This window comes from Pigmentiphaga sp. MLSB6-MA01 (genome assembly GCF_058793475.1).
The window spans coordinates 146,820-171,836 of sequence record NZ_JBXAFV010000015.1; the positions used below are offsets into that span (position 1 = coordinate 146,820).

General features: G+C 66.7%; 26 protein-coding genes. 16 read left to right on the forward strand and 10 right to left on the reverse strand.

All coding sequences use genetic code 11. The annotated features are described in order from the left end of the window. Positions 1-11 precede the first annotated feature (11 nt). Both AC1Q6E_RS22725 and AC1Q6E_RS22730 read left to right on the forward strand, forming a co-directional pair. On the forward strand, positions 12-431 hold the full coding sequence (locus AC1Q6E_RS22725; RefSeq protein ID WP_152792751.1) for a 5-carboxymethyl-2-hydroxymuconate isomerase: 420 nt from the start codon (positions 12-14) through the stop codon (positions 429-431). Then, a complete protein-coding gene (locus AC1Q6E_RS22730; RefSeq protein WP_492573564.1) occupies positions 428-1,249 on the forward strand; it encodes a DNA-binding transcriptional regulator in 822 nt (273 codons plus the stop codon). The genes AC1Q6E_RS22725 and AC1Q6E_RS22730 overlap by 4 nt, the downstream gene beginning before the upstream one ends. Positions 1,250-1,253: 4 nt before the next feature. Here the strand turns inward: AC1Q6E_RS22730 and AC1Q6E_RS22735 are convergent, their stop codons facing one another. Continuing rightward, complete coding sequence (locus AC1Q6E_RS22735) at positions 1,254-1,781, reverse strand: MarR family winged helix-turn-helix transcriptional regulator (RefSeq protein ID WP_152792749.1); 528 nt, start codon at positions 1,779-1,781, stop codon at positions 1,254-1,256. 194 nt (positions 1,782-1,975) lie between these two features. Here AC1Q6E_RS22735 and AC1Q6E_RS22740 point away from each other — a divergent pair, with 194 nt between their 5' ends. From AC1Q6E_RS22740 to AC1Q6E_RS22760, 5 genes are all read left to right on the forward strand, one after another. Next, positions 1,976-2,503 (forward strand): flavin reductase family protein, encoded by a 528-nt coding sequence (locus tag AC1Q6E_RS22740; RefSeq protein ID WP_296555521.1) that lies wholly within the window; start codon positions 1,976-1,978, stop codon positions 2,501-2,503. Further along, a complete protein-coding gene (locus tag AC1Q6E_RS22745) occupies positions 2,500-4,011 on the forward strand; it encodes a 4-hydroxyphenylacetate 3-hydroxylase family protein (protein ID WP_296555520.1) in 1,512 nt (503 codons plus the stop codon). Before AC1Q6E_RS22740 ends, AC1Q6E_RS22745 begins: the two co-directional genes overlap by 4 nt. Positions 4,012-4,038: 27 nt before the next feature. After that, positions 4,039-4,425, forward strand: coding sequence for a carboxymuconolactone decarboxylase family protein (locus AC1Q6E_RS22750; RefSeq protein ID WP_152792746.1), 387 nt, complete (start codon positions 4,039-4,041; stop codon positions 4,423-4,425). A gap of 68 nt (positions 4,426-4,493) precedes the next feature. After that, the gene (locus tag AC1Q6E_RS22755) at positions 4,494-5,525 is read left to right on the forward strand and encodes an isopenicillin N synthase family dioxygenase (RefSeq protein WP_296555519.1); all 1,032 of its coding nucleotides are present in this window, start codon (positions 4,494-4,496) and stop codon (positions 5,523-5,525) included. Positions 5,526-5,600: 75 nt separating this feature from the next. Then, complete coding sequence (locus AC1Q6E_RS22760) at positions 5,601-6,521, forward strand: Bug family tripartite tricarboxylate transporter substrate binding protein (protein ID WP_296555517.1); 921 nt, start codon at positions 5,601-5,603, stop codon at positions 6,519-6,521. Positions 6,522-6,553: 32 nt separating this feature from the next. Here the strand turns inward: AC1Q6E_RS22760 and AC1Q6E_RS22765 are convergent, their stop codons facing one another. Next, positions 6,554-8,080 (reverse strand): sulfatase-like hydrolase/transferase, encoded by a 1,527-nt coding sequence (locus AC1Q6E_RS22765; RefSeq protein WP_296555516.1) that lies wholly within the window; start codon positions 8,078-8,080, stop codon positions 6,554-6,556. Then, the gene (locus AC1Q6E_RS22770; protein ID WP_152792742.1) at positions 8,077-9,039 is read right to left on the reverse strand and encodes a Bug family tripartite tricarboxylate transporter substrate binding protein; all 963 of its coding nucleotides are present in this window, start codon (positions 9,037-9,039) and stop codon (positions 8,077-8,079) included. The genes AC1Q6E_RS22765 and AC1Q6E_RS22770 overlap by 4 nt, the downstream gene beginning before the upstream one ends. A gap of 125 nt (positions 9,040-9,164) precedes the next feature. On the opposite strand from AC1Q6E_RS22770, the gene AC1Q6E_RS22775 reads away from it, so the two are divergent. The 5 genes from AC1Q6E_RS22775 (at position 9,165) to AC1Q6E_RS22795 (ending at position 13,772) form a co-directional block, all read left to right on the forward strand. Further along, positions 9,165-10,127: a LysR family transcriptional regulator gene (locus tag AC1Q6E_RS22775; RefSeq protein ID WP_152792741.1), complete on the forward strand. Its 963-nt coding sequence runs from the start codon at positions 9,165-9,167 to the stop codon at positions 10,125-10,127. Between the two features lie 115 nt (positions 10,128-10,242). Continuing rightward, the gene (locus tag AC1Q6E_RS22780) at positions 10,243-10,902 is read left to right on the forward strand and encodes a paraquat-inducible protein A (protein ID WP_296555514.1); all 660 of its coding nucleotides are present in this window, start codon (positions 10,243-10,245) and stop codon (positions 10,900-10,902) included. After that, a complete protein-coding gene (locus AC1Q6E_RS22785) occupies positions 10,899-11,528 on the forward strand; it encodes a paraquat-inducible protein A (protein ID WP_296555512.1) in 630 nt (209 codons plus the stop codon). The genes AC1Q6E_RS22780 and AC1Q6E_RS22785 overlap by 4 nt, the downstream gene beginning before the upstream one ends. After that, on the forward strand, positions 11,512-13,158 hold the full coding sequence (locus tag AC1Q6E_RS22790; RefSeq protein WP_152792739.1) for a PqiB family protein: 1,647 nt from the start codon (positions 11,512-11,514) through the stop codon (positions 13,156-13,158). Before AC1Q6E_RS22785 ends, AC1Q6E_RS22790 begins: the two co-directional genes overlap by 17 nt. Next, complete coding sequence (locus tag AC1Q6E_RS22795) at positions 13,155-13,772, forward strand: PqiC family protein (protein WP_152792738.1); 618 nt, start codon at positions 13,155-13,157, stop codon at positions 13,770-13,772. The genes AC1Q6E_RS22790 and AC1Q6E_RS22795 overlap by 4 nt, the downstream gene beginning before the upstream one ends. Before the next feature lie 11 nt (positions 13,773-13,783). Here AC1Q6E_RS22795 and AC1Q6E_RS22800 read toward each other — a convergent pair whose 3' ends face one another. Genes AC1Q6E_RS22800 through AC1Q6E_RS22810 form a run of 3 tightly spaced genes read right to left on the reverse strand, consistent with a single transcriptional unit; the run spans position 13,784 to position 16,778 of the window. Continuing rightward, positions 13,784-14,992: an FAD-dependent oxidoreductase gene (locus tag AC1Q6E_RS22800; RefSeq protein WP_152792737.1), complete on the reverse strand. Its 1,209-nt coding sequence runs from the start codon at positions 14,990-14,992 to the stop codon at positions 13,784-13,786. Beyond that, complete coding sequence (locus AC1Q6E_RS22805) at positions 14,993-16,189, reverse strand: amidohydrolase family protein (protein ID WP_492573565.1); 1,197 nt, start codon at positions 16,187-16,189, stop codon at positions 14,993-14,995. A 10-nt stretch (positions 16,190-16,199) separates the two neighbouring features. Then, positions 16,200-16,778 (reverse strand): amino acid synthesis family protein, encoded by a 579-nt coding sequence (locus tag AC1Q6E_RS22810; protein ID WP_152792735.1) that lies wholly within the window; start codon positions 16,776-16,778, stop codon positions 16,200-16,202. 114 nt (positions 16,779-16,892) lie between these two features. On the opposite strand from AC1Q6E_RS22810, the gene AC1Q6E_RS22815 reads away from it, so the two are divergent. Genes AC1Q6E_RS22815 through AC1Q6E_RS22825 form a run of 3 tightly spaced genes read left to right on the forward strand, consistent with a single transcriptional unit; the run spans position 16,893 to position 19,231 of the window. Next, positions 16,893-17,549, forward strand: a complete 657-nt coding sequence (locus AC1Q6E_RS22815; RefSeq protein ID WP_296555503.1) for a DUF4286 family protein — start codon at positions 16,893-16,895, stop codon at positions 17,547-17,549. 16 nt (positions 17,550-17,565) lie between these two features. Continuing rightward, entirely contained in the window at positions 17,566-18,234 is a 669-nt protein-coding gene (locus AC1Q6E_RS22820) for a GntR family transcriptional regulator (RefSeq protein WP_296555501.1), read from the forward strand. 31 nt (positions 18,235-18,265) lie between these two features. Beyond that, positions 18,266-19,231: a Bug family tripartite tricarboxylate transporter substrate binding protein gene (locus tag AC1Q6E_RS22825; protein ID WP_296555500.1), complete on the forward strand. Its 966-nt coding sequence runs from the start codon at positions 18,266-18,268 to the stop codon at positions 19,229-19,231. Here AC1Q6E_RS22825 and AC1Q6E_RS22830 read toward each other — a convergent pair. Genes AC1Q6E_RS22830 through AC1Q6E_RS22845 form a run of 4 tightly spaced genes read right to left on the reverse strand, consistent with a single transcriptional unit; the run spans position 19,228 to position 23,886 of the window. After that, positions 19,228-20,313 carry an ABC transporter substrate-binding protein gene (locus tag AC1Q6E_RS22830; RefSeq protein ID WP_152792732.1) on the reverse strand — a complete coding sequence of 362 codons (1,086 nt, stop codon included), beginning with the start codon at positions 20,311-20,313 and terminating at the stop codon, positions 19,228-19,230. The genes AC1Q6E_RS22825 and AC1Q6E_RS22830 overlap by 4 nt on opposite strands. A gap of 41 nt (positions 20,314-20,354) precedes the next feature. Continuing rightward, the gene (locus tag AC1Q6E_RS22835) at positions 20,355-22,295 is read right to left on the reverse strand and encodes an acetoacetate--CoA ligase (protein ID WP_492573566.1); all 1,941 of its coding nucleotides are present in this window, start codon (positions 22,293-22,295) and stop codon (positions 20,355-20,357) included. Beyond that, positions 22,292-23,047 carry a CoA-transferase gene (locus AC1Q6E_RS22840; protein WP_152792730.1) on the reverse strand — a complete coding sequence of 252 codons (756 nt, stop codon included), beginning with the start codon at positions 23,045-23,047 and terminating at the stop codon, positions 22,292-22,294. The genes AC1Q6E_RS22835 and AC1Q6E_RS22840 overlap by 4 nt, the downstream gene beginning before the upstream one ends. After that, positions 23,044-23,886 (reverse strand): CoA transferase subunit A, encoded by an 843-nt coding sequence (locus AC1Q6E_RS22845; protein ID WP_492573567.1) that lies wholly within the window; start codon positions 23,884-23,886, stop codon positions 23,044-23,046. Before AC1Q6E_RS22845 ends, AC1Q6E_RS22840 begins: the two co-directional genes overlap by 4 nt. A 129-nt stretch (positions 23,887-24,015) precedes the next feature. On the opposite strand from AC1Q6E_RS22845, the gene AC1Q6E_RS22850 reads away from it, so the two are divergent. Next, positions 24,016-25,014, forward strand: coding sequence for a Bug family tripartite tricarboxylate transporter substrate binding protein (locus AC1Q6E_RS22850; RefSeq protein WP_152792728.1), 999 nt, complete (start codon positions 24,016-24,018; stop codon positions 25,012-25,014). Positions 25,015-25,017 lie beyond the last annotated feature (3 nt).

Consider the following 25,017-nt stretch of genomic DNA (forward strand, 5'->3'; position numbering starts at 1 on the left):
AGGGGACCGACATGCCGCATCTGTGGATGGAGTATTCCGACAATCTGGAGTCGCACGTCGAAGTCGATGCGCTGCTCGGCGACGTGCACCGCGAGGTGGTGGCCGATGGCGTCTTTCCGCTGGCGGGGCTGCGCACCCGCGCGGTGCCCGTCCGGCGCTATCGCATCGCCGACGGCCACCCCGACAACGTCTTCGTGCATTTTGTCCTGCGCACGCTGCCCGGCCGGGATCCGGCGGTCAAGAAGGCGTCGACCGACCGTTTGTTCGCGGCCATCCTCGCACGGTTCAAGCCGTTGTCCGACCGTCTGCCCATCGCGATCTCCATGCATGTGGAAGAAGCCTCCCCCGACCTGGGCTATCGCCTCAGCACCTACCGCCAGCACATGGCGGCGCGCACCGCCGGCGGCGGAGCCGGGACGCCGCCGGCATGACCCGGCCGCCTCCGGACCGGCAGGACGAACGTGCCCGCGCGGGCATCCGCAGCGTGGAGCGCGCGATCGAGCTGTTGCAGGCGCTGAACCGGCAGTCGGTGTCGAGCCTCGACGATCTGCATCGGCGCACTGGCATACCCAAGTCCACGATCGCACGGCTGCTGCGCACGTTCGAAGCCAAGGGGCTGGTGGCGCAGTCGGTGCGGTTCGGCGCGTACTACCTCGCCTCGGGCGTGGCGTCGCTGTGCTGCGGCTACAACCACCAGCCGCAGGTGATCGAGGTGGCCACGCCCGTGTGCGACGCGCTGACGCGCGAATTCAAGTGGCCGGTCACGCTGGCGCTGCTGGACATCGACGCGATGGTGGTGCGCTACAGCACCATTCCGCAGTCGCCGTTGTCCCTGTTGCATTCGTCGATCAATCTGCGGCGCAGCCTGGTGGGGCGGGCGTTGGGCCTGGCCTACCTCGCGTTCTGCGATCCGCAGGAGCGCGAGTTCATCCTCGACGTGGTTCGCCGCAGCGGCCGCGAGGAAGACGCGCTTGCGCATGATCCGGATGGGTTGGAGCGGCTGCTGGAGGAGACCCGCCGCCAGGGCTATGCCTTGCGCGTGCCCGAACTCAGCCAGCAGTCCTGCACGCTGGCGATCCCGGTCTTCCATCGCGGCGGCATCGTCGCCACGATGGGCCTGACCTGGTTTTCGTCGGTGATGACGTCGGCCGAGGCGGTGGACCGCTATCTGGCCAGGCTTACCGAATCGGCCAGCCAGGTTGCCGGCGCGCTGGGCCGGCTCAAGCCGGACCCCACCCAACGGGCTTGAGTGTTCAGAGCGGTGCGTCGCTGGTGGACGATTCGATCGACGTTCCCACGTAGAACAACAGGATGGACAAGGCCTGCTCCTTGTCCTCTTCACTCAGGCTCTCGGTGAACGCGTCCACGTCGGCCTGCACCGCGGTATCGATGCCGGTCAGCAGGGCGATGCCGGTCTCGGTGACCGTCACCCGCGTCTCGCGCTTGTCCTCGCCTTCCCGGCTGCGGATCGCGTAGCCGTTGTCGACCAGCACGCGGACCAGGCTGGACGCGAATGCCTGGGAAATGTCGAGGCGGTCCGCGACATCCTTGACGCGCAGGCTCTTGCCCATGCTGCCGTAGATCTGGATCAGCGCCTGGTGCGCGAGCGGATCGATATGGGCGCGCTTGGCCCTTTCCTCGACCATGCGGAACACCTTGCGCAGCAGGTAGCGTGCGTTGGCGACACCCTGGAAGTAGACGTGCTTGTCCTTTCTGGAACGGGACCGGATCGTCGCCTGGCGGCGTTTTTCCAGCCTGTGTGCGTCTATGGTGTCTGGCACCTTCTAGTCTCCTTCCCGGGTCCGGTGAGCGCTGCCGAACACGGCACGCCCGTCTGCGCCGTCATTGTAATCAGCCCTGCCGCTTCTCGCATTTATATTAGTTAACTAAACTAGTTGACAAATATATATCGGTATAACTAGGATGCCGGAAACGGCTTGGACGAGCCGTTGCAGCACCGACGACGGAGCCGTGCATGAGTTGCGATGCGAACGATTTCAGGTTGGGCATGAGGCGGCTGGCGGCCGGGGTGACCGTGATCACCAGTTGCCTGGAACAAGAACGCACCGGCATGACGGCCACCGCGGTCTGCTCCTTGTCGGCGACGCCTCCCCGGCTGCTGGCTTGCGTCAATCTCCGCGGAGCCACCTACCGTTTCGCCAGCGCGAGCCGACGCATGGCGGTGAACGTCCTGTCGTTGCATCAGGAACAGGTGGCCCGCGATTTCTCCAGCGCGGAAAAATGCCTGGGCCAGCTCTTCGCCGGTGACGGTTGGCGCGACGCCGGCGGACTGCCTGTCCTGGACAACGCCGCCGCGGTGTTCGAGTGCTCGGTCGAACAGATACTGGCCATGGATACCCACGCGGTGCTGATCGGATCGGTCGTCCGCGTCCATATCTCGGATGCGGCGGCGCCGCTGCTGTACGCCGACGGCGCCTATGCCGCGCTGGGCTCATCTTCCTTTGTTTCCACGAACGATCGCGTCATCCGGAGAACCGCATGAACATGCTTGTCTCGAGGTCGCCCGCCATGTCCGGCGGCTTGCGCACCGGGGCCGACTATATCGATGCCATACGCGCCGACGGCCGCACCGTGTACTACAACGGCGAAGTCGTCCGCGACGTAACCCGGCACCCTGCTTTCCGGGGGGCCGTTGCCTCGGTCGCGTCGCTGTACGATCTGGCCGCGCACCCCGACAACCGGGAACGCATGACGTACGAAATCGACGGTTCGGGCCGCCGGGCCCTGCACTGCTATCGCATTCCCCGATCGGTGGAGGATTTGCGGGCCGCGCGTGGAATGTCCGCGGCCTGGGCCGAGGCGACCTGCGGACTGATGGGCCGCACGCCGGACCACGTGGCGGGATTCCTTTCGGGATTCGCCGCGAAGCCCTCGTTGTTCGCCGCCGGCGGGGCGGCATACGCCGACAATGTCCAGCGGTTCTTCCAGTTCGCGCGCGACCGGCATCTCTATGTGTCCTACGCCATCGTGCCGCCGCAGATCGATCGCAGCAAGCCGGCTCACCAGCAGTCCGATCCGACCCTGTACGCCGGTGTCGTGGCCGAACGCGACGATGGCATCGTGCTCAAGGGGGCGCAGCAACTGGCCACGGGCGCGGTGTTGTCCGACTACGTCTACGTCAGTTGCATCCATCCGCTCCAGCCCGGGGACGAGAATCATGCGTTCGGCGTGGTCATTCCCATGAACGCGCCGGGCTTGAAGGTCTACAGCCGCAAGTCCTTCGCGCTGGCCGGCGACGCGCGCGACTACCCGTTGTCCGCCCGTTTCGACGAAACCGACGCCTTGCTGGTGCTCGACGATGTGTTCGTGCCCTGGGAGCACGTATTCATCCACCGGAACCTGGACGTGTGCTGGAACCAGTGGTGGAAGACACCCGCGCATTCCTACGGCAACTACCAGGCCCAGGTGCGCTACGCGACCAAGCTGCGTTTCCTCCTGGGCCTGGCCAAGCGGGTGACCGAGATCACGGGCGTCGGCGCCATGCCGCCCGTGCGCGTGCAGTTGGGCGAACTGGCTGCCCACGCGACGATCGTCGAGCTGATGATCGACGCGCAGGAGACCCGGGCCACGACCGACGGCGAGGGCGTGGTCTGGCCCGCCAAGTCCGCGCTGTACGCGGTCATGTCGCTGCAAGGCGAATTGAACTCCCGCATGGTCGATATGTTGCGCGAACTGTCGGGCGGTTCGATGATCATGCTGCCGCCGTCGCTGGCCGATTTCGACCATCCCGACGCGGCGCGCGACCTCGAGCGCTACATCGCGTCGCCCGGCTATCCCGCCCGCGACCGGGTCGCGTTGCTGAAGATGGCCTGGGACCTGATCGGCAGCGAGTTCGCCGGCCGCCACCAGCAGTACGAGAAGTTCTACGGCGGTGCGTCCTTCCTGGTCAAGCAGAACATGTTCCGAATCTACGATTTCGATGCGGCCACGTCGCTGGTCGATCGGGCGCTTGCCGGCGTCGAACTTCCGGCGGACCGTGCCGCGGCCTGAGCCACCGGCCTCTATCTGGAGATATCCATGAACGAACGTTTCGACAAAGGCCTGGCCGTGCGCAAGCAGGTGCTGGGCGAAGCGCCGGTGGCGCAGCGGGTGACCTCGGCGCAGGGCGAGCTGAACGCCGATCTGCAGACATACCTGACCGAGTTCGCCTGGGGGGATATCTGGTCGCGCGGCCAGCTCAGCCTGCGCGACCGCAGCCTGGCGACGATCGCCATGCTTGCGGCCCAGAATCGGCCTACCGAGTTGAAGACGCACATCGACGGAGCCATCAACAACGGCATGACGATGGAAGAGGTGGCTGAGGTCTTCCTGCATGCGGCGGTCTATTGCGGCTTTCCCGCCGCGATGGCCGGCATGCGGCTCGCCAGGGAGGTGGCGGCCGCGCGCCAGGGGGCGGCGGACTAGGGGCGGCGTCGCCCGTGCTTCTTGTGTGGTCGGCGCGGGCGGATGCCCGCATTTGATTGGGGATGATCATGGCTTTACCAGAGTTCAAGAAAGTCTTTGCCCACGAAGTGCCCGTCATCGACTTGTCCGTGCTGCAGTCCGGCGATCCGGCGGTGTATCGCGATATCGCCCACCGTATTGCCGAAGCCTCGCACACCATGGGCTTTTTCTATGTCGTCAATCACGGCATGCCAGCCAGCCGCATCGACGCCATGTTCGAGGTGGCCCGGAGGTTCTTCGCGCTTCCCCTTGAAGAGAAGATGGCCATCCGGCTGGCGCTGTCCGACAAATACCGCGGCTACCTGCCGTTCAAGATGATGGGCGCGGATCCGAGCCTCAAGGGCAACCTGCACGAGGCCTTCCAGATCCATGCCGAGCTGCCGCCCGATCATCCGGCCGTGCTGGCGGGCAAGCCTCTGCACGGCGCCAACCAGTGGCCGGCGTCGCTGCCCGGACTCAGGACCGCGATGCTCGACTACTTCCGCGATATGTCGGCGCTGTCCCAGACCTTTCTGCGCATGTTCGCGGCAGGCCTGGACCTGCCGCCCGATTCGTTCACCCGCTATTTCCAGAATCCGATGATGCAGTTGCGCATCATGCACTACCCGCCCCAGGAGCCCACGGAGTCGGGCGACCACCTGGGCACGCGGCCCCACACGGATTCCGGCGCGTTCACCTTCCTGGCCCAGGACGAGGTCGGTGGCCTGGAAATCCTCAGCCCGGCGGGCGACTGGATCACCGTGCCGCCGCTGCGAGGAAGCTTCGTGATGAACATCGGTGAAATGATGAAGATCTGGACCGATGGCATGTACGCCGCCACGCCGCATCGTGTCATCAATCGCTACGGCCTGGAGCGCTACTCCATGCCTTTCTTCGCCACGCCGGATTTCGATGCGGTGATCACGCCGCAGTTGTCCAATCCGGACCGCGAGAAAGCGGCCGAAATGCCCAGGTTCGCCACCTCGGTGGCCGGAGACCGCCCGATCACTTGCGGCGAGATCCTGACATACCTGTATGGCCGCATCTGGCCATCGACCAAGGTGCAGCGCGTCGACGCCTAGCGGGCGAGGATAGGACAAATCAACTACGGAGTGGGTCGCATCATGAGAAGCGTCAAATGGGCAGGGTTGTTCGCTATGCTGTTCTCTCTTGGTGGAACGGCGGTTGCGCAGGACACGTACCCGGCACGGCCGGTGCAGTTGATCTATCCGTTCGGCAGCGGCGGGACGGACGCGTTGTTCCGGGTCTTTTCCATGGCCATGAGCAAGATCGGGGGAGAGCAGTTCGTCTACATCAACCGCGAGGGCGCATCGGGCGCCATCGGCGCCGCTTCCGTGGCCCGCGCGCAGCCCGACGGCTACACGTTGATGATCGGTCCGTCCATTGTCATGACGAACCTGCCCTACACGCAGAAGGACTTGTCCTATACGTTCGATTCCTTCGACTTCGTCTGCCAGCTCAACGTCAATGCCTTCGTACTGGCGGTCCGCGCCGACTCCCCCTACAAGAAGCTGGAGGACCTGGTGGAAGCGGCACGCAGGCAGCCCGGGAAATTCAACTATGGGCATTCCGGAACCTATACCGACGTGCATCTCAACATGCTGACCCTGGCCAGGCAGGCGGGCATACAGGTGCAGGACATCGCCTATCGCGGTGACGGTCCCAACCTGCTGCGGCTGCTTGCCGGCGACCTGGAGTTCACCATCAATTCGGTGGTGTCGGTGGCATCCCGCAATGATGTCCGGCCGCTGGTGGTGTTCTGGGACCGCAGGCATCCCGCGCTGCCCGACGTGCCTTCCGTGGTCGAGCTGGGCTATGCCAGTTTCTTCACCGGCTACCAGGGGCTGTATGCGCCGCGCGATACGCCCCGGCCGGTGATCGCCAAGCTCGAGAACATGTGCATGAAGGCCGTGCAGACCGAGGAATACCAGGCCGCGGCGCAGAAGCAGGGCGCGGCGGTCGTCCCCATGAGAAGCGCGCCCTTCGCCGCCGAGGCGCGCAAGAGCTACGAAACCAAGGGCGCGCTGTTTGCCGAGCTTGGCGTGAAGCCTCAGTGAACGCTCCGGGCGTGGCCTGAGCGGCTACGGCCTCAGGCCACGCCCGAAGCCGGCAGCCGTCGCGGCATCTGATCTGCGGGCCGCTCGCTCAGCATGTCCAGCAGCTCTCGCCGCCGGAGCGCGTAGCCCGGGTCGTCGAACAAGTTGTCCATTTCTTCCGGATCGTCGGCCAGGTTGTACATCTCGCCCGCGCCGCTGCCCAGTTCGTGCGTGAGTTTCCAGTCGCGGGTGCGCACCGTGCGCAGCTTCAGTTCCACGCCGCAGCGCGAGGCCGCCACGTCCCATTCGCTCAACGCGTAGTCCCGGCCGGCGTCCGCGCCCTCCAGCAGCGGCCGCAGGCTGCGGCCGTGCTGCGGCCCCAGCGCGGCGGCGTTCGCGTAGTCGACCATCGTGGCCGCGAGGTCCAGCGTCGAGACCGGATCGCGCACCTGCGCGCCGGCCCGTACGCCCGGCCCGCGCGCCACCATGGCCACGCGTAGCAGGCCTTCGTAGGCCATCGGACCCTTGAGCATCAATCCGTGGTCGCCCAGCCATTCGCCGTGGTCTGAAGTGAAGACGACCAGCGTGTCCTCGTCCAGTCCGTATTCGTGCAAGGCTTTCAGGATGCGGCCCACCTGGTGGTCCACCAGGGAGATCATCCCGTAATAGTTGGCGATGATGTTGCGCAACTGGGCATCGGGCTGGGTCGGGATGCGCGAGAAGTTCTGCCGCAGCGCCTGGACCTCGGCGCTGCCCACCGGCCGGCTTTCCATGCTGGCGCGGTGCCACCAGGGGCGGCGGTCGTAGTCGGTGGTGCGGTGGCGGGGCAGGTCCACGTCGTCGGGATGATGCAGCCGGGACCACGGCTCCGGGCAGTCGAAGGGATGGTGCGGGTCCGGGAACGAAGCCCACAGGCAGAACGGCTCGTCGCGGTGCGCGCGCAGGTAGTCGATGGTCCGGTCGCCGATCCAGGTCGAGTTGTGCCAGGCCACGGGCAGGGCCGAGTGGAAGGTCTGCGGTGCGCCGCTGGGCGGGCCCAGGTCGGTCTGGTAGAGGCGGTTGCGCATTTCCCCCAGGCCGTCGCCGTAGTGCCAGCGCGAGTGGTGCAGGCCGCCGGGCGGCGGCGTGGGCAGCCAGTAGTTGTGGCCTTCGACGACCAGTTCCACGTGGCCGAAGCCCATGTAGGGACCCGACCAGTCGGGCCCCAGTCCGGCCTCGGTGTGCTGGCACTCGGGCCGGCCGGTGCGGGCGAAGGTGTGGTGGGTGGAAAAATGCGCCTTGCCGATGAAGCCGGTGGCGTATCCCGCCGCCGACAGGCTGCCGGCGAAGCCGGCTTCGCCGGTCCGCTCGTCCAGGTCGATGCCGTTGTCGCGGACGCCATGGGTCAGCGGCAGCAGGCCGGTCAGGATGGATGCCCGCGACGGCTGGCACACCAGATTGGGCGTGATGCACGACGAGAAATGCGTGCCGGTGCGGGCCAGCTCGTCGATGTGGGGCGTCTTCACGCGCCGTCCGGCAAAGCCCAGGCAGTCGCCCCGGTGCTGGTCGGTGGTGATGAGCAGGATGTTGGGGCGCTTCATGGTTTGTTCTGCTGGCTCTTGATCTTGGCGATGACGGGGGCGAGGCGGCGGGTGTCCGCGCCGATGCGCTCGCGCAGCTCCCGCGGGCCGCCTTCGCCCGCGGCCAGGCCCTGGGCCTGCAGCTTGTCGCGCACCTGCGGGTCGCGCAGCACCGACTGGACCGACGCGGTCAGCTTGTCGACCACCGCCGGCGGCGTGCCGGCCGGCGCGAACAGGCCGAACCAGCTGTCGAAGGTGAAACCCTTCACCTTGTCCTTGAGCATGGGCAGGTCCGGCAGGTCGGGGATGGGCGTGGCGGCCGTGTTGGCCAGCCCTTGCACCTTGCCGCCCCGGACCGGCTGGATGGCCGTGCTGGCCGCCAGGAACATCATGTCGATGTGCCCGCCCATCACGTCCACGAAGCCCTGCGGCGCCGCCTTGTACGGTACGTGCTTGAACGACACGCCGGCCTCCTGTTCGAGCAGCGCCATGCCCAGGTGGTGGGTGGAGCCTTCGCCGCCGCTGGCATAGGTGATCGTGTCGGGGCGGGCGCGCGCCTGGGCCAGCAGTTGTTCGACCGACTTGAACGGGGCCGTGGGCGAGGCCACCAGCACATAGCGCAGGGTGGACAGCGTGGCGATCGGTTCCAGGTCCTTCTGCGGCTGGTACGGCATCTTCTCCATGAGGAAGGGCACCGCGGCGAACGAGGCATCGATGCCCAGCAGCAGGGTATAGCCGTCGGGGGCGGCCTTGATCACCGCCTGGGTGCCGATGATGGTGGCGCCGCCCGGCTTGTTCTCGACGATGATCGGCACGTTCCATTGTTTGCCGAGCTGCTCGGCGACCAGCCGGCCCACCATGTCGGCGGCGCCGCCGGGAACGGACGGCACGACCAGCGTGACGGGGCGGTCGGGATAGGCGGCCTGGGCACCGGCCGCGAAGGCAAGGGCGGCCACGAGGCCGGTCGCGGATTTCAGCATGGGTTGTCTCCTTCGATGCGTTCGTTCCTGGCGGTCGGCGCGGAATCTGCGGCAGATGATGGCCGATCTGTCTCATTGCGGTCCAATGATATATTTGGCCATTGTCATATCAGGTTTGGTATGTAATGTCCGATACGTCCGAGGCCGCGCTGCGCGCGGACTGGTACTTGCGGGGCCGCCTCCGGCTGCGCCACCTGCGCTTGCTGGTGGTGATGGACGACGTCCGCAACGTGGGCGAGGCCGCGCGCCGCATGGCCACGACCCAGCCGGCGGTTTCCCGGATGCTGGCGGAACTCGAGGACATGGTCGGGGCGAGGTTGTTCGAACGCACCTCGAAGGGGACCTTTCCGACGGTCCATGGCGCATCCATGATCCGGCATGCGCGCTGGGTGCTGGGCGATCTCGAACGCATGGGGCGGGAATGGTCCGAGCCCGGCGGCCTGGGCGTCGAGACCCTGAGCCTGGGCATCAATTCGTCGTCCGCGGCCTTCCTGGTCCCGCGCACGCTGCTGCGGCTGGAGGAACGGGCCGCCGGGATCAACGTGCTGGTGCGCGAAGGCTCGATCGAGGCGCTGCTGCCCGATCTGCAGACCCGCAAGCTGGACCTGGTGGTGGCGCGGCTGGGCGCGGGGACGGCCGGCCCCGGGCTCGCCACGCGCATCCTGTGCGAAGAACCGATGTGCGTGTGCGGGTCGGCCAGCCACCCGCTGGCCTCCAGGAAGCGGCCGTCCTGGAAAGAACTGGCGGCCTACCCGTGGATCATGCCGCCGCGCGGCAGTCCGGTGCGGGCGGGGCTGGACATGCTGTTCCAGCGCGCGGACGTCCGCCCGGCCTCGCGCGTGGAATCCGCCTCGGTGTTGAACAACATGGTCCTGATGGACAATAGCCATGCGTTGTCGGTGATGCCGCGCGCGGTGGCCGCCTACCATGCGCGCAGGCACGCGCTGGCGATCCTGGCGGTGGAGTTGCCGCCGGTGTTCGGGCCCATCGGGGTGATACGCCACGACAGCCTGGAGCCTTCGCCGGCCATGCTGGCGCTGGTCGATTGCCTGGAAGAAGAGGCCAAGGCCTTGTCCCAGGCGCCGTGAACCGATGCGCGCGGGCGTCAATCTGCGATATCATGGCGCTGGCATATACATACACAGTTGTCTGTAAATGCCGTCTTGCCCAATCCGTCCACGGCGGAAGCGGACAGCCATCTCCATGTCCAATTATTCCGATCCTCGCGCCGACACGTCGCTGAAGCTGTGCGAACACTGCGATGCCGTGTTTCGCCGGATCCGGCTCGACCCCGGGGAGCGGGCCTACTGCCCGCGCTGCGGGACCGAACTCTACCGGAACAACGACCGGCGCTACGGGGCCCTGCTGCCCGTGGTGCTGGCCAGCCTCATCGTTTTCATCTGCTGCAACGCCTTTCCCATCGTCACGATGGAGATCCAGGGCGTCAGCACGCGCACCACCGTCTGGGGCGCGGTCCGGGTGCTGGCGTTGGAAGACATGCTGTCGGTCTCGACCCTGGTCTTCGCAACCACCATCCTGGTGCCGCTGATCGAACTGGGCCTGCTGGCCTACCTGCTGGTGCCGCTGTGGCTGGGCCGGATCCCGGCCGGCTTCGGGCCGGTGGTGCGCATCGTCCGCATGGGCCGGCCCTGGGGCATGATCGAGGTCTTCATGCTGGGCATCGTGGCTTCGCTGGTGAAGCTGTCGGCGATGGCGACCGTGGTTCCCGGCGTCGCGCTATGGGCGTTCGGCGCCCTGACCGTGCTGTTGGCCGTGGTGGTCAGCTTCGATCCCGCCGACCTGTGGGAACACGCCGAGGCCATCGAGACCGGCCAGGGCGTGGCCGCCGGGGACGCGCCATGAGCCCCGTGCGCACGGCTGCCCAGGCGGGCGTGGCGGAGTGCCCGCAGTGCGCGGCCATCCATCCCCGCTGGCGCGGCGGTACCGCGTGCGATCGATGCGGCGCCGCGCTGAACCTGCGCAAGCCCGACAGCCTGCGCCGCACCTGGGCGTTCCTGCTGGCCGCCATGGCGCTGTACCTGCCGGCCAACATCCTGCCCATCATGACCACCGGCACGTTGCTGGGTTCGCAAACCAATACCATCCTGAGCGGCGTCCTCTATCTGTGGCAGGACGGCTCCTATTTCGTCGCCGCCGTGGTTTTCTGCGCCAGCATCGTCATTCCCATCTTCAAGCTCGTCGTGCTGCTGATGCTCGTCATCACGACCCAGGCGCGCTCGACCTGGCGGCCGGTCGAGCGCACCCGCCTGTACGGCATGGTCGAAGCCGTGGGGCGCTGGTCCATGGTGGATGTCTTCGTCGTCGCGCTGCTGGCTTCGCTGGTGCGCCTGGACGCGCTGGCCACCGTCAGGCCCGAGCCGGGCGCCATCGCGTTCGGTGCCGTGGTGGTATTGACCATGCTAGCCTCGATGAGCTTCGATCCTCGCCTTATCTGGGACCCGGTAGACACCCATGACAACCAAGCCTGATACTTCCCCCGACTCGGCGCCGGGCGAGCCGGTGCGCCGCCGGCCCAGCCGCTGGCTGCCATCGCTGGTCTGGCTGATTCCCATCGTCGCTGCCATCGCCGGGCTGTCATTCGCGATCAACAGCTGGTATGCCCGCGGGCCGACCATCGACATCACCTTCCGTTCGGCCGAAGGCATCGAGGCGGGCAAGACCAAGGTCCGCTACAAGGACGTCGATATCGGCCTGGTGAAATCCATCCGCCTGGCGGCAGACCGGTCGCACGTCATCGCCGAGGTCGAGCTGACCTCCGATGCTTCCAGCTTCGCCGTCGAGGACAGCCGCTTCTGGGTGGTCAAGCCGCGCATCGCCGCCAGCGGCGTCAGCGGCCTGGGCACGTTGCTGTCGGGCGCCTATATTGGCGTGGACGCCGGACGTTCCCAGGAACGCGAGGACTCGTTCACGGGCCTGGAAGTGCCGCCCATCGTGACCGCCGACACGCCGGGCAAGCAGTTCGTGCTGCATGCCGGCGACCTCGGTTCGCTCGATATCGGCTCACCGGTGTATTTCCGCCGCGTCAACGTGGGCCAGGTCGTGGCCTACGACCTGGACCAGAACGGCAAAGGCGTGACCGTGCGCGTGTTCGTCCGGTCGCCTTACGATACCTTCGTCACCACCAGCACCCGGTTCTGGCATTCCAGCGGCGTCAACCTCAAACTGGACGCCGATGGCCTGAAGCTGCAGACCGAATCGATCTCCACCGTGCTGCTGGGCGGGGTCTCGTTCATCGACTCGCCCCATCTGCCGCCGGGGCGGGCGGCCCAGGACGACGCCGTGTTCCAGCTTGCCGGCAACCAGGACGAGGCGCTCAGGGTCGAGGACGGTCCGTCGACCAGCACGGTGATGTATTTCGAACAGTCGGTCAGGGGGTTGTCGCCGGGAGCGCCGGTCGACTTCCGCGGGGTGGTCATCGGCGCCGTCCGTTCGATCGGCATCGAGTTCGACCGGGCCACCAATTCTTTCCGCCTGCCGGTGGTGGTGGACTTCTACCCCGCGCGCCTGGGCCTGCGCCGGCCCGGCGAGCCGGGCGCGCTGAGTGCCGACGCGGAGCGCCGCCTGATGGACGCGCTGGTCCGCCGTGGCATGCGCGCCCAACTGCGCAACGGGAACCTGCTGACCGGACAGATGTACGTCGCCATCGATTTCTTCAAGGGGGCGCCGCTGCCGGCCGGCATGGGCCGTGGCCAGGGCCAGGGCCTGGACGAGTTCCCGACCATACCCGGCGCCTTCGATGAGTTGCAGGGCAAGCTGGCCGACATCGTCGACAAGATCGGCAAGATGCCGTTCGATACCATCGGCCGCGACCTGTCGACGGCCCTGGCCGGCATGCGCGAGACCATGGCGTCCGCCGACAGGCTGGTGAAGCGGCTGGACGGCCAGGTCGCGCCCGAGATCATGGCCACGATGGAAGACGCGCGCAAGACGCTCAAGGCCGCCGAAGGCACGTTCTCGGCGGACGCGCCGGTGCAGCAGGATCTGCGGCGCGCGTTGCAGGAGCTGATGCGCACGGCCAATTCGCTGCGCCAGCTGACCGATTACCTGGAAGAGAACCCGCAGTCGCTGCTGCGCGGAAAGCCCGAGGAAGAACGATGAAGACATTCGTGCTGGCCATGGCGGCGCTGGCCGCGGCGGGCGGGTTGGCGGGGTGCGCCGCCCCGATCGTTCCCGACGTCTATACGTTGCAGGTTCCCGCCCGGGAAGCGGCCGGTCCGGCCGTGTCCGGACCGGCCATGATCATCGATCTCGCGCCGGTGGCCTTGCCCGAGCGCCTGCGCCGCCGCCAGATCGTGCTGCGCGAGGAGGGGGCGAGGGTGCAACTGCTGGAACGGCAGCGCTGGTCCGCCTCGCTGGGCGACGAACTGCAGGATGCCTTGTCCACGGCCCTCCAGGGCCGGCTGCATGCGGTCGACGTGGCCAAGGGCGGCGTGGCCGGCAAGCCCGACTATCGCATCAACGTCGAGTTCTCGCGCCTGGATGCGCGCCTGGGCGGACCGGTCGAGGCCGTGGTGGCCTGGTCGGTCAAGCCGGCGGGCGCGGGCCGGGGACAGGTATGCCGGGGCCGCTTCGAACAAGCCGCGGCGGGGGGCTCGGTCGCCGACGTGGTCGCGGCCCACCAGGGGGTGGTCGCCCTGGTGGCCGATGCCATTGCCGCCAGCGTGCGCGAGGTGCCCCGGGGCGGCCAGGCGCCGTACTGCACGGCGGGCTGAGCCGGCAGGTCTCAGGCGATCGTCCTGGCCTTGCGTACGCTGTCGATCAAGGAGCTGCGCAGCAGGAACTGGCGGTGCCGCAGCGGATCGTCCGCCGTGCGGCGGATGTCGTCCAGCGCCTGCGCGCGCACGGCGAGGTCCTTTTCCTCCAGGCGCTTCTTGTTGTTCACCGTCTGCTGCTGCACGAACTCGATGTTCATCTGCCGGCGCCGGCGCTCGTAGCGATCGAAGACCGACGCGTCTTCCTCGCCCCGCTCGACTGACGTCAGCATGTCCACCAGTTCCATCGCATCGTGGATGCCGCAGTTCAACCCCAGGCCGCCGATGGGGTTGTTGACGTGCGCGGCGTCGCCAGCCAGGAACACCCGGCCCTGCCGGAAGCGCGCCGCCACCCGCTGGTGGACGCGGTAGATGCTACGGTGCAGCACCTCGTAGGGCTCGGTCCTCGGGAACACATGGGCGAGGCGGCGGGTGACCGCGGCGTCGCTCAGGGCTTCTTCGTCGGTCTCGTCGACTCCCGAGGGAAAGACCGCGCGCCACCGTCCCTGCATGTCGTCCCCGGAGATCTTGAACAGATTGGTCCAGGCGTCGGGGTGGGCAAGATAATTGCGATAGCAGCAGCCCATCAGGCGTTCGAAATCATCCTTGACCGTGATGACGATGAAGCGCTCGGGCCAGGTCATGCCTTCGAACGGAATGTCCAGGGCCTTGCGCAGCGCGCTGCGGCCGCCGTCGGCCGCGATGACGTAGTCGGCCTCGATGCGCACCGGTCCGTCGGGCGTCTCGGCGGTCAAGGTCACGCCGTCCGCGGATTGCGCCACCCCCGTGATGCGATGCTCGAAGTGGACCGCCGCGTCCGCATGCGTGCGCAGTTTCTCGATGCCCATGTTGCCGAGCTTGTGCTGCTCGGTCTGCACGACGAAAGGATAGGGGGTCTCGTCCTTCAGGATCTCGTGGTCGAACTGGGCGACCATCTTCTGCGCGGCCTGGTCCCAGAACTGGAAGTAGCGCGCCGTCAGCCCTTCCCCGATGAAGCGGTCGATCAGTCCCACGCGGGCGATCATCTCCAGGGTCGAGCTGTGCGTCGTGGCGGCGCGGGGGCTGTCGTCCACGCGCGACTCGGCCTCGTACAGCGAGACGCGGAAGCCCTGCTGCACGGCGGCCAGCGCCGCGACGACGCCGACCGGCCCGGCGCCCACGATGGCGATGTGCTTGTTCATTCAATGGCCTCCGCTCGTGTAGTCCTGGGGAATGTCGCAGCGGGCGACGCGGACCGGGCGATTGCCGGCCGGGGTGTTGCGGCTCTTGCCGACGAAGCGCGGCACGCCGTCGGTCACGACGGCCGACACGGCGGCGATGTCGCCGTTGCGCAGGGCGTCCAGCGGATCGTTCTTGGAACCGCCGACGCAGGCGTCCAGCAGGACCACGTCGGCGTCCTTGCCCGGCTTGATGAAGCCGCTGTTGATGCCATAGACCCGGGCGTTGTTGCCGGTGGCCGCGGCGATGGCCCATTCCACCGGCATGTCGGTCAGGCTGGCCAGGTGCGTGATGGTGTACATCATGCCCAGCGGCATGATGCCGCTGCCGGTGGGCGTGTCGGTGGCGATCAGGAAGCGGTCGAACTGGTCGGCGGCGCGCACCATGTCGCCCAGCATGAGCGTGGTCCGCAGGTTGCCCGCGGTGCAGACCTGCAGCGCGATTTCCGATTCGTGCACCATCTTGGGAAAGCCCTCGTCGGGCATGGCCACGGGGCCGCCGTTGACGTGGAACGATACATGCGGGTTCATGGCGATCAGGTGCTCGGCCCAGATGCCCGACGAACCGGGAATGGAGGAGCCGCCGGTATGCACGGTGGTGATCATGCCGTGCTTGCGGGCCCAGCCTATGGCCTGTACGTAGTCGTAGGGGGTCTTGACCGCGCCGAAGCCTGCCTTGGCCAGCCACACGCCCTGCGCGGCGATGTCGGCGAAGTCCTGTTCCACCAGGCCGGGTTCGATGATGATGGAGCCGGCGTACACGCGCATGCCGCCGGGGCGGTAGTCCTGGAAACATCGCTGGGCGGCCACCGCCAGCGCCTTGACGCCGGCCGGGTCCTTGGGGCGGCCGGGCGTGTGCACTTCCGAAGCGGTGACGCCGGTGGTGACCCCGCCGTGCACGTAGCTTTCCAGGAAGCCCACGGTCTTCTGCCGCGGCGTGTAGTCGCCGAAGGTGTTGTGCACCTGCGAGTCGATCAGGCCGGGAATGGCGGTGGTGCCGGCGGCGTCGATGACCACGTCGGCGCTTTCGACTTCCGCCGCGCTCAGCGTGCCGACCTTGGCGATCAGTCCGTCCTGCATCAGGATGGCGTCGCCCGAGGCATAGGGCTCGCGCCATTCGCCGGTGAGTATCCGGCCCAGGTTGACGATGGCGAGTTTCATGGTGTGCTCCTCAGACAAGTCCGTCCTGGCCCTGCACGTCCCGCAGCCGCAGGCCGCCCACGCGGGCGTTGAGCCGCTCGCGGCTGGAGACGGCGAATACCAGCGCGATTTCGTCGGGCAGGGGGCCATCCGCGAAATACAGCGTCATGGCGTTGTAGAGCGACCGTACATAGAGCGCGTCCTTGGAGGCAAGCGGCACGTCCAGCACCGTGCCCGGGCCGCCCACCTTGGTCACCGACGAGATCCAGGCCTTGCCGCCGCCGATTTCCTTGCGCAGGGGTTCGGCCGAGGCGGTGGTCAGCAGCGCGTTGGCGTGTTCCTGCTCCCCGCCCAGCCCGACGACGCCCGCCTTGCCGTACGAGAGGATGGGATGGTCGCCGTAGGCCGCGCGCAGCCGGGCCGCCATGCGGGCGCCCAGTTCGGGGCTCGCTTCGATCATGGGCGAGAGGTCTTCCACGTACCGGCCGGCATAGGGGTTTTCCACGAAGGCCACGATGGCCGCCTTGCGCAGCGCTTCGTCGGCCGGCCGGCCGGCTTCCTCCAGCTTCTCTTCCACGATTGCCTGCCACCTGCGTACTTTCAATTGCATGTGTCGCTCCTGACGTCAGCCACCCTCGGGGAGGGTTCAAATTCTTGTTGAACAGAATGTTTGACGATGTTATTGTCATACAATCATAAAGTCAATGAATGCCAGGAGAGCTCCATGCGCGGACGCGCCATTCTGTTCTCGGAGATGACGCCGGCCCCCGAGTGGGAAGAGACGTTCAATCGCTGGTACGACACCGAGCACATTCCCATCCGCATGGGCCTGCGCGGTTTCGTCAGCGCCCAGCGGTACGCGGCTTCCGAACGCAACTACCTCGCCGTCTATGAAATGGACGATCTCGCCGCGCTTCGCACCGTCGCCTACCAGGCCATCAAGCAGCATCCTTCCGAGGAAACGGCCTGGATGCTGCGCAACGTGTCCGGATTCACGCGTTACCTGTGCGAGGAAATCGGCAGCGCCGGCGATGCCTCGCCCGAAGCCATCGATGCCCCGGTGCTCTATCCCGTCTGGTTCGACGTGCCCCAGGAACATCTGGCCGATTTCGACGCCTGGTACGAGCAGGACCATGTGCCGCTGCTGCTGGAATGCCCGCAGTGGCGCGCGGTGCGGCGTTTCCATGTCAGGGATGGCGACCCGGGCCGCTACAACCGGCTGGCGCTGCATTACCTGGACGATGTCGCGGCGCTGGAGTCGCCGGCCCGCGCCAAGGCGCGCGCCACGCCCTGGCGCGAGCGCCTGGCCGCCCAGCCCTGGTTCAAGGGGGCCTACGACCTGTTCGACCGCCGCGGCGCACGGCAACTGCCGCCGCTGTAACCGGAGACACGATTCCATGGACCTGAAAATATCGCCGCGTTCGGTGCAACAGGAAACGGTGCGCCTGGTCCGCGAGGCCATCACCAGCGGCTACTTCAAGCCCGGCGAGCGGCTGGTCGAAGCCAAGCTGTGCAGCCTGCTGGGCGTCAGCCGTACTTCCGTGCGCGAAGCGCTGCGGGTGCTGGCGACCGAAAAGCTCATCACCATCGTGCCCAACAAGGGACCATCGGTGGCCGAACTGAGCTGGGCAGAGGCCGAGAGCATCTATCACCTGCGCGCGCTGCTCGAAGGCGAAGCCGCCGCGCTGGCCGCCGGCCGGGTCCGGCCGGACGACCTGCGCCGCATGCGCGAGGCCCTCGACACCTTCGCCGACGCCGTCGACCAGCAAGACTGGAAGACGCGCATCTCGGCCACGGCGGATTTCTACGAAGTGATCATCCAATGCTGCGGGAACGCGGTCATGGGCGAAGTGCTGCATGGCCTGCTGACACGCATCAATTTCCTGCGGGCCCGGACCATGGCCAGCCCCGGCCGCGCCAAGCACAGCGTGCGCGAGCTCGAGAGCATCTACGACGCGCTGGAAAAAGGCGACGCCCGCGTCGCGCGCGCCGCGGCCGTGGCGCACGTGAAGGCGGCCGAGGCCGAAGCATGCGACGTCTACCGGGAAATGAATCACGCAGCCTGATTTTTCAACCACACGTACGGCGGGGATGGGCATGAAAACGAAGTGGCGATCTTTTGCAGGGGTTCTTCTTTCGTTGGCCGTGACGGGCGCCGCGCAGGCGGCATGGCCCGAACGCGCGATCACGCTGGTCGTGCCTTTCGCCGCCGGCGGCAATACCGACAGCATCGCGCGCATCACCGCCGAATGGCTGACCGCCAAGCTCAAGCAGACGGTGGTCGTCGACAACCGGCCTGGCGCCAATGGCGCGATCGCCGCCGATTACGTGGCGCGGGCCAAGCCGGACGGCTACACCTTGTTCATGGCGACGGCGCCGCAGATGGCCATCGTGCCGTACTTGCAGAAGGTGCGCTACGACCCGATCAAGGATTTCGCGCCGGTGTCGATCGTGGCGACCAACGAGTTCGCGCTGGCGGTGCATCCGAGCTTCGCGGCGAAGACGCTGCCCGAGCTGGTGTCCTACGTGAAGGCGCATCCCGGCCAGGTGGCGTATGCCTCGGCGGGCAGCGGGTCGGTCAGCCATTTGACGATGGCGATGTTCGTCAAGCGCGCGGAACTGTCGATGATCCACGCGCCGTATCGCGGCGGCGCGCCGGCGATCGCCGACGTGGTGGGCGGGCAGGTGCCGATGTATTTCGCGAACGTGGCCGAGGTGCTGCCTTATTCGACGACGAACCGGCTGCGCATCGTTGCCACCTCGGGCACCAGGCCCTCCAACGACCTGCCAGGTGTCAAGACCGTTGCCGAGCAGGGCTATCCGGGCTTCACGACCGAGACCTGGAACGGCGTGGCGGCCCCGGCCGGCACGCCTGCCGGGATCGTCGACAAGATCGCCGGCTCCTTGGCCGAGGCGGGCCGGAATGCCGAGTTCGGCGCCAAGCTCGCCGCCATCGGCGTCAGCGTGCTGTGCAACACACCCGAGGAGTTCGCCAGGAAGCTGGTCGCGGACAACAAGTTGTGGTCCGCGGCGGTGAAGGAGTCCGGGGCCTCGCTGGACTAAGCCTCCACCTGCGTGCCTCCAGCCTCGGCCAGGCTGCGTTCCTGGAGAAGCTCCCTGGCGCGGGCCAGGGGGCCGGGAACGATCCAGTCGGCGATGGAGAAGTCGTTGCGGATGAAGCCGTGTTCATACAGGAAGTCCTTGCGGACTTCCAGTGCGCGGACCAGTTCGGGGGCCAGGCTGGGCTCGAGATTCTGGTAGACGGTGTCGTCGAAGGCTTCGGGCACCCATTCGTAGGCGACCGAGACTTCGCGGGCGATGATGGCCTGGGTGGCGGCACGGTTTGCGCGAGCCCATTGGGCCGCCCTGAGCACCTGGCAGAGATATCGTGCGACGAACTCCGGATACTCCCGGACCAGGCGGCCGCTTACCGACAGTACGTTGGGCGTACCGTTATTGATGCTGACGCGCCGATCCGGATGGTGATTGATGTCGGCCACGACATGCGCGCCGAGGAATTCCTGGAGGGCGGGGCCGGCTGCGCCGTAGTTGTACAGCACGTCGGCTTCGCCCCGGATGAGCGCGAAAGTCTCGGCCCGCGCCGAACTCGCGAACTGATGGGCGTCGAACAGCGCGCCGGTGTTCGAGGCGGCGACCTTGCCAATATATGGCTGGTCGATTGGCAGGTCGACCAGCGTGACGTCATCCAGCGTCAGGCCCACCGACGCCAGGACTTGCGCGTACCCCTGCAGCGCGGAGGCACGCCAGAAGTCGATTTTTTCATGGGTCCGTCTAGGCAGGGCGAGGCGCCGGCCCTTCAGGTCGGCGGGAGAGCGGATGCCTGAGTCCGGCAGGGTGAGGAGGGACTGGTACTGCGGCAACCAGGTCAGCCCCACGACCACGACGTCATTGCCTTCCGAGCGTGACCAGATCGGTGGCGCGTTGCCGCCGTGGCGGAACGAGTCGCCTTGCCGGTGATCGAAGTGCGATTCCCGGACCGATTGATCGGGCGATGCGCACAGCGAGAGCACCGAGATGCCGTCCGATTCGAACTCCTGTTCGAGCCAGCCGTTGTGGATGGCGATGCCCGATGCGGTGGGAACGGGGCAACGCGTGTACCAGATGATGTCGAGGTCGTGGGGCATGAAGGTCCTTTGCTCGCGTGGAGGAAGGTTGACGGTGTCCGTCAATGGGTGGTCAGGCTGCTCGCGGCGAGCCGATCGAGCGCCTCGGGATTGAGCAGGCCGTCGCGGTGGCGGGTCGGACGGCCTGCCAGAAAGTCCCGGATCGCCACTTCGGAGACTTTCCCGTTGGATGAGCGTGGCAGGTCGTCCACCTGGACGATGCTTGCCGGAATGTGGCGCGAGGTGGCGCCGGTCCGGATGGCATTGCGTATGTCCGCGGCGAGGGTGCCGGAGAGCTGGTTTCCCTCCCGCAGTACGACGAACAACACGATGGACGTGCCGTCCGGGCCAGGGCATTCGACCGCCGCGGCTTCCGTGACAAGCTCCAGGCCTTGGAGTGCCCGGTATATTTCGCTGGTCCCGATGCGTATCCCGTTGACATTGAGGGTGGCGTCGGAACGGCCTTCGATGATCAGGCCCCCGTGCGCGGTCAGGCGTGCCCAATCGCCATGCCGCCATGCCCCGGGAATCTGCTGGAAATAGGCGGCATGCAGCCGGCTGCCGTCGTCATTCCAGAACGCGACCGGCACGGAAGGGAAGGCCTGGGTGCACACGAGTTCGCCGGGCTGGCCGACGACCGGGCGGCCCGAGTCATCGTAGACCTCCACTTTCATGCCCAGCGACAGCACTTGTATTTCCCCTGCCCAGACCGGCGAAATCGGGCTGCCGGTCGCGAGCGTGCCCATGATGTCGGTTCCGCCTGCGGGTGACATCAGGTGCACGTCTTCCTTGATCTCGCGGTAGACGTATTCGTAATGCCGCGATGACAGGGGAGAGCTGCCTGCCTGTATGCATTTGAGGCTTGCGAGCCGATGGCTATCGCGGGGCCGCAGCCCGGCTGCCTGGTACTGCTCGATGAGCCGGGGGACGATGCGCAGCACCGCGATGTCTTCATCGTCGACCAGGTCCCACAGTGCCGACGTGGAGGGGAAGGCGGGCGACCCATCGTAGAGGATGACGGTCGCGCCCAGGCCGAGCGCAGACGCCATGACGTTCCAGACCATCCACCCTGTGGTGGTCAGGTACATGACGCGTTCTTCCGGATGGACGTCGCAGTGCAGCGCCAGCTCCTTCAGCGTCTGCAACAGGCTTCCGCCCGCGCCATGCACGATGCACTTGGGGGTGCCGGTGGTGCCGGATGAAAAGAGGATGAACGCCGGGTGATCGAAGGGGAATCGTTTCCATGCGATCCTGCATGGCTGCCCAGCCAGGAAGGCTTCGTATGACAGGTTCTCGTCGTCCGGCAGCGTCGAGCCGGGATAGGCGACGGTGACCGTGCGGGCGAGGCCGGGCAGGGCGGCGGCGATTTCCCGTGACTTGTCGGCCAGATCGTGAAAGCGGCCGCCATGGACATAGCCGTTGGTCGTGAACAGCACCTTGGGCTCGACCTGGCGCAACCTGTCAAGGCAGCTCGCGACGCCGTAGTCGGGCGAACAGGCGCACCAGATCGCTCCGATCGAGGTGGTGGCGAGCATGGCGACGATGGCTTCGGGAACGTTGGGCAGGTATCCCGCGACCCGGTCGCCCGGTCGGACGCCCGCCGATTCCAGCGCATGCGCACAGGCCGCGACCTGTTGTTGCAGCATGCGCCAGCTCAGGGCGCGGCGCATGCCTTGTTCGTTGCGGAATACGAGCGCGTCGGCGGCGTCGTCGCGCGGCAGCAGGTTCTCGGCGAAGTTGAGCCGGGCCTGGGGAAACCAGCGGGCCCCGGGCAGGCGGAGCGGGTCGTCGACCACGAGCCCGCCCTTTTCGCCGCGCAGTCCGAGGTAGTCCCACAGCCCGCCCCAGAATGCCGCGGGCTGCGAGAGCGAAAACCGGTATAGCGAATCGTAGGCGTCGAGCGGGGATGCGCTGGCCGGTTGCAGCCTCTGCATGAACGCGCGCATGCGCGCATTCGCCATTCGTTCCGGGGTGGGGCGCCAGATCGGTGTCGAGACGTTCATGACGAGGCGTGCGCAAGATGCGTGTCGACGCCCCGGCTCAATGCCTGCGCGAACCGGGGATAGATTTCGGCCACCTCGGGGCAGACGGCGTCGCGCAGCAGCGTAGCCACTTCATTGGATGGCAGGGCGGTGGCGGCGGGAGCCTCGTCATGATCGAACGCGAAACCCGTGTTCTGCAGGATGTCGCGCAGATCGATGCCGGGATGGAGGGATTCCAGCCGGAATCGGGCCGTGCGCTTGTCGAACGAGAAGACGCCCTTGCCGGTGAGCATGCCCGTGGGGCCTCCGGGACGGTACACCTCGGCCGGGCTGGTTCCCGGCGTGCTGATGAAATCCACTTTGTCGACCATGACTTCCCGGGTATGGCGTTCGCGAAAGATGATGATGTTGGGAATCATCAGATAGAGCAGCGGCGTTCCATGCGATCCGGACCAACGCACCTGCATGCGTGGGTGCTGTCCCACGCCGACGAGGTTGATGTTGGCCTGGCCGTCGATCTGGCCTCCTCCGATCATGAAGGCGTCGAAGCGTCCCCGGGCGGCGCAATCGAAGATTTCGGACAGGTCGTCGGTCAGGAAAGAGTGTTTGCGGCTTCCGATCACGCTGACGCGGATCCGGCCCCCCGAGAGTTCGCGGGCGAGCAGCGCGCCCGCCATCTGCGCGGCCGCATTGGTTCCGACCAGCACATGGCCGCGGGGAGCGAGCAGGCGGGCAAGCGTCGTGACGGCGAGAACGTTCCAGTCGCATGTCATGCCGGCATCCCGCCTTCCAGGACAAATGCCTTGAGATAGTCGTCGAAACCTTGCCGGGTGCGAGCCATGTCGGCATAGCGCTGCATGTGTTCCCTGTCTTCCGGGTAGCGTTCGCCGCCATGCAACGGCCATGAACCGTTGGGTTGGCGGCAGATGCCGGTGATGTAGGCGTCTCCTATCACTCCCGCTCTTCTTATCGGGTCTTCCATCAGATTGCCTTCGTAGCGCTCATCGTAGGTGACGAGCGTGCGCCTGGCGGCCCGGGCCATGAGCTTGAGGGAGCCACGGCTGCCTATCCAGACGTTGCCGTGCCGGTCGGCAAGCGGCGCGTGGAACAAGGCGATGTCGGGGCAGATGGCGGGAATCACGGCCACCTGTTCGGCGGGGTCGAACGGATTCGCGATCTGTTTCCATTCGTCCTGCCTGACGCGGTAGACATCCGAACCGAGCACGCCTCGCACGGGCATGAACGGCAGGCCGGATTCGCTTGCCTTCAGGCCCGCGGTGATAGCCGGGCAGGTTGCTTCCCGCACGGCTATCGTGCCTTGCGCCTGGGCCTCCGTGAATCGTGGCGCGGACCCGTATTCGTACAGAACGATGCCGCCCATCTCTACCGATGCGACGCAGCCGGCGCCGATCAGCATGTCGACCTGGATGCTGCTGGACGGTACGCAAAGCACGCGCAGTCGGCGGATTCCGCGGCGTATCAGCGCGCGGGTGGCGTTCATGGCCACGCCGCTGAAATGACCATTGAAGCCGGTCGCGATCGCAATCCGGTCGCCGTCCATGATGTGGCCGACCAGATAGTCCAGGTCGAACTCGTTATGTGCGTCGCGCATGGTGCTTCCGGATGGTTTTTTTCGATCTTACATCAAATCAAAAAAATTGAGCAATAGAGCTTTTAAATTGATATTATTGATTTAAAGGTGCGCAGCGCCACATATCGAAATCATGGGAGACGACACATCATGGGTGCACGGGAGTTGCTCGACCGCAGGCATTTCGTCCCGGCGTTGCTGCTGGGACTGTCAGGAGCGCTGGCCTGGCCGGCGGCGGGCGCCGCCGAGACCTTCCCCGCCAAGCCCGTGCGCTGGATCGTTCCCTTCCTGGCCGGAGGGGGCGCGGACAACATTGCCCGCACGGTCGCGGCGCGCGCCGAAAAAGAGCTTGGGCAATCGATCGTGGTAGAGAACCGGCCGGGGGCAGGGGGCAACGTCGGGGCTGCCTTCGTTGCCCGGGCGCCGGCCGATGGATACACGCTGCTGTACGGGACCAGCGGAACGCACGCCGCGAATCCGGCGCTCTACAACGATCCCGGCTATGACCCGGTCAAGGACTTCGCTCCGGTCACCAAACTGACGCGGGTGTCGATGGTGCTGGTGGTGAATGCCCAATCGCCGATAAAAAGCGTTTCGGCGTTGATCGCCGATCTCAAGGCCAATCCGGGCAAGCGGACCTTCGGATCCGGCGGCAACGGATCGGCGCTGCACATCGCGGGAGAGATGTTCCGCAGCGCGGCCGGCGTCGATATCGTGCACGTGCCTTATCGCGGGAATGCAGCCGCCACGGTGGACCTGCTGGGAGGGCGGCTGGACATGATGTTCGATGTCATCGCCAATGCCCGCGCGCAGATCGATGCCGGCAGGCTGCGGCCATTGGCCGTGCTTTCCCTGGATCCCGAAGAAGCCTACCCCGACGTGCCCACGCTGGCGTCGTCCGGCTACCCGGGATTCGAGATCGCGGCCTGGGATGGTGTGTTCGCGCCCGCCAATACCCCGCGCCCCGTCATCGAACGGCTCAATGCCGCATTCGTCGCGGCATTGAAGGACCCCGAGGTGCGCAAGAGCCTGGCCGCGCGCGGTGTTGGCGCCACGCCGGGCACGCCCGAGGAACTGGGCCGCTACGTGAGGGCGGAAATGCCCCGCTGGGCCCAGGTCATCCGGAGCGCGGGCATCAAGGCGGATTGACGC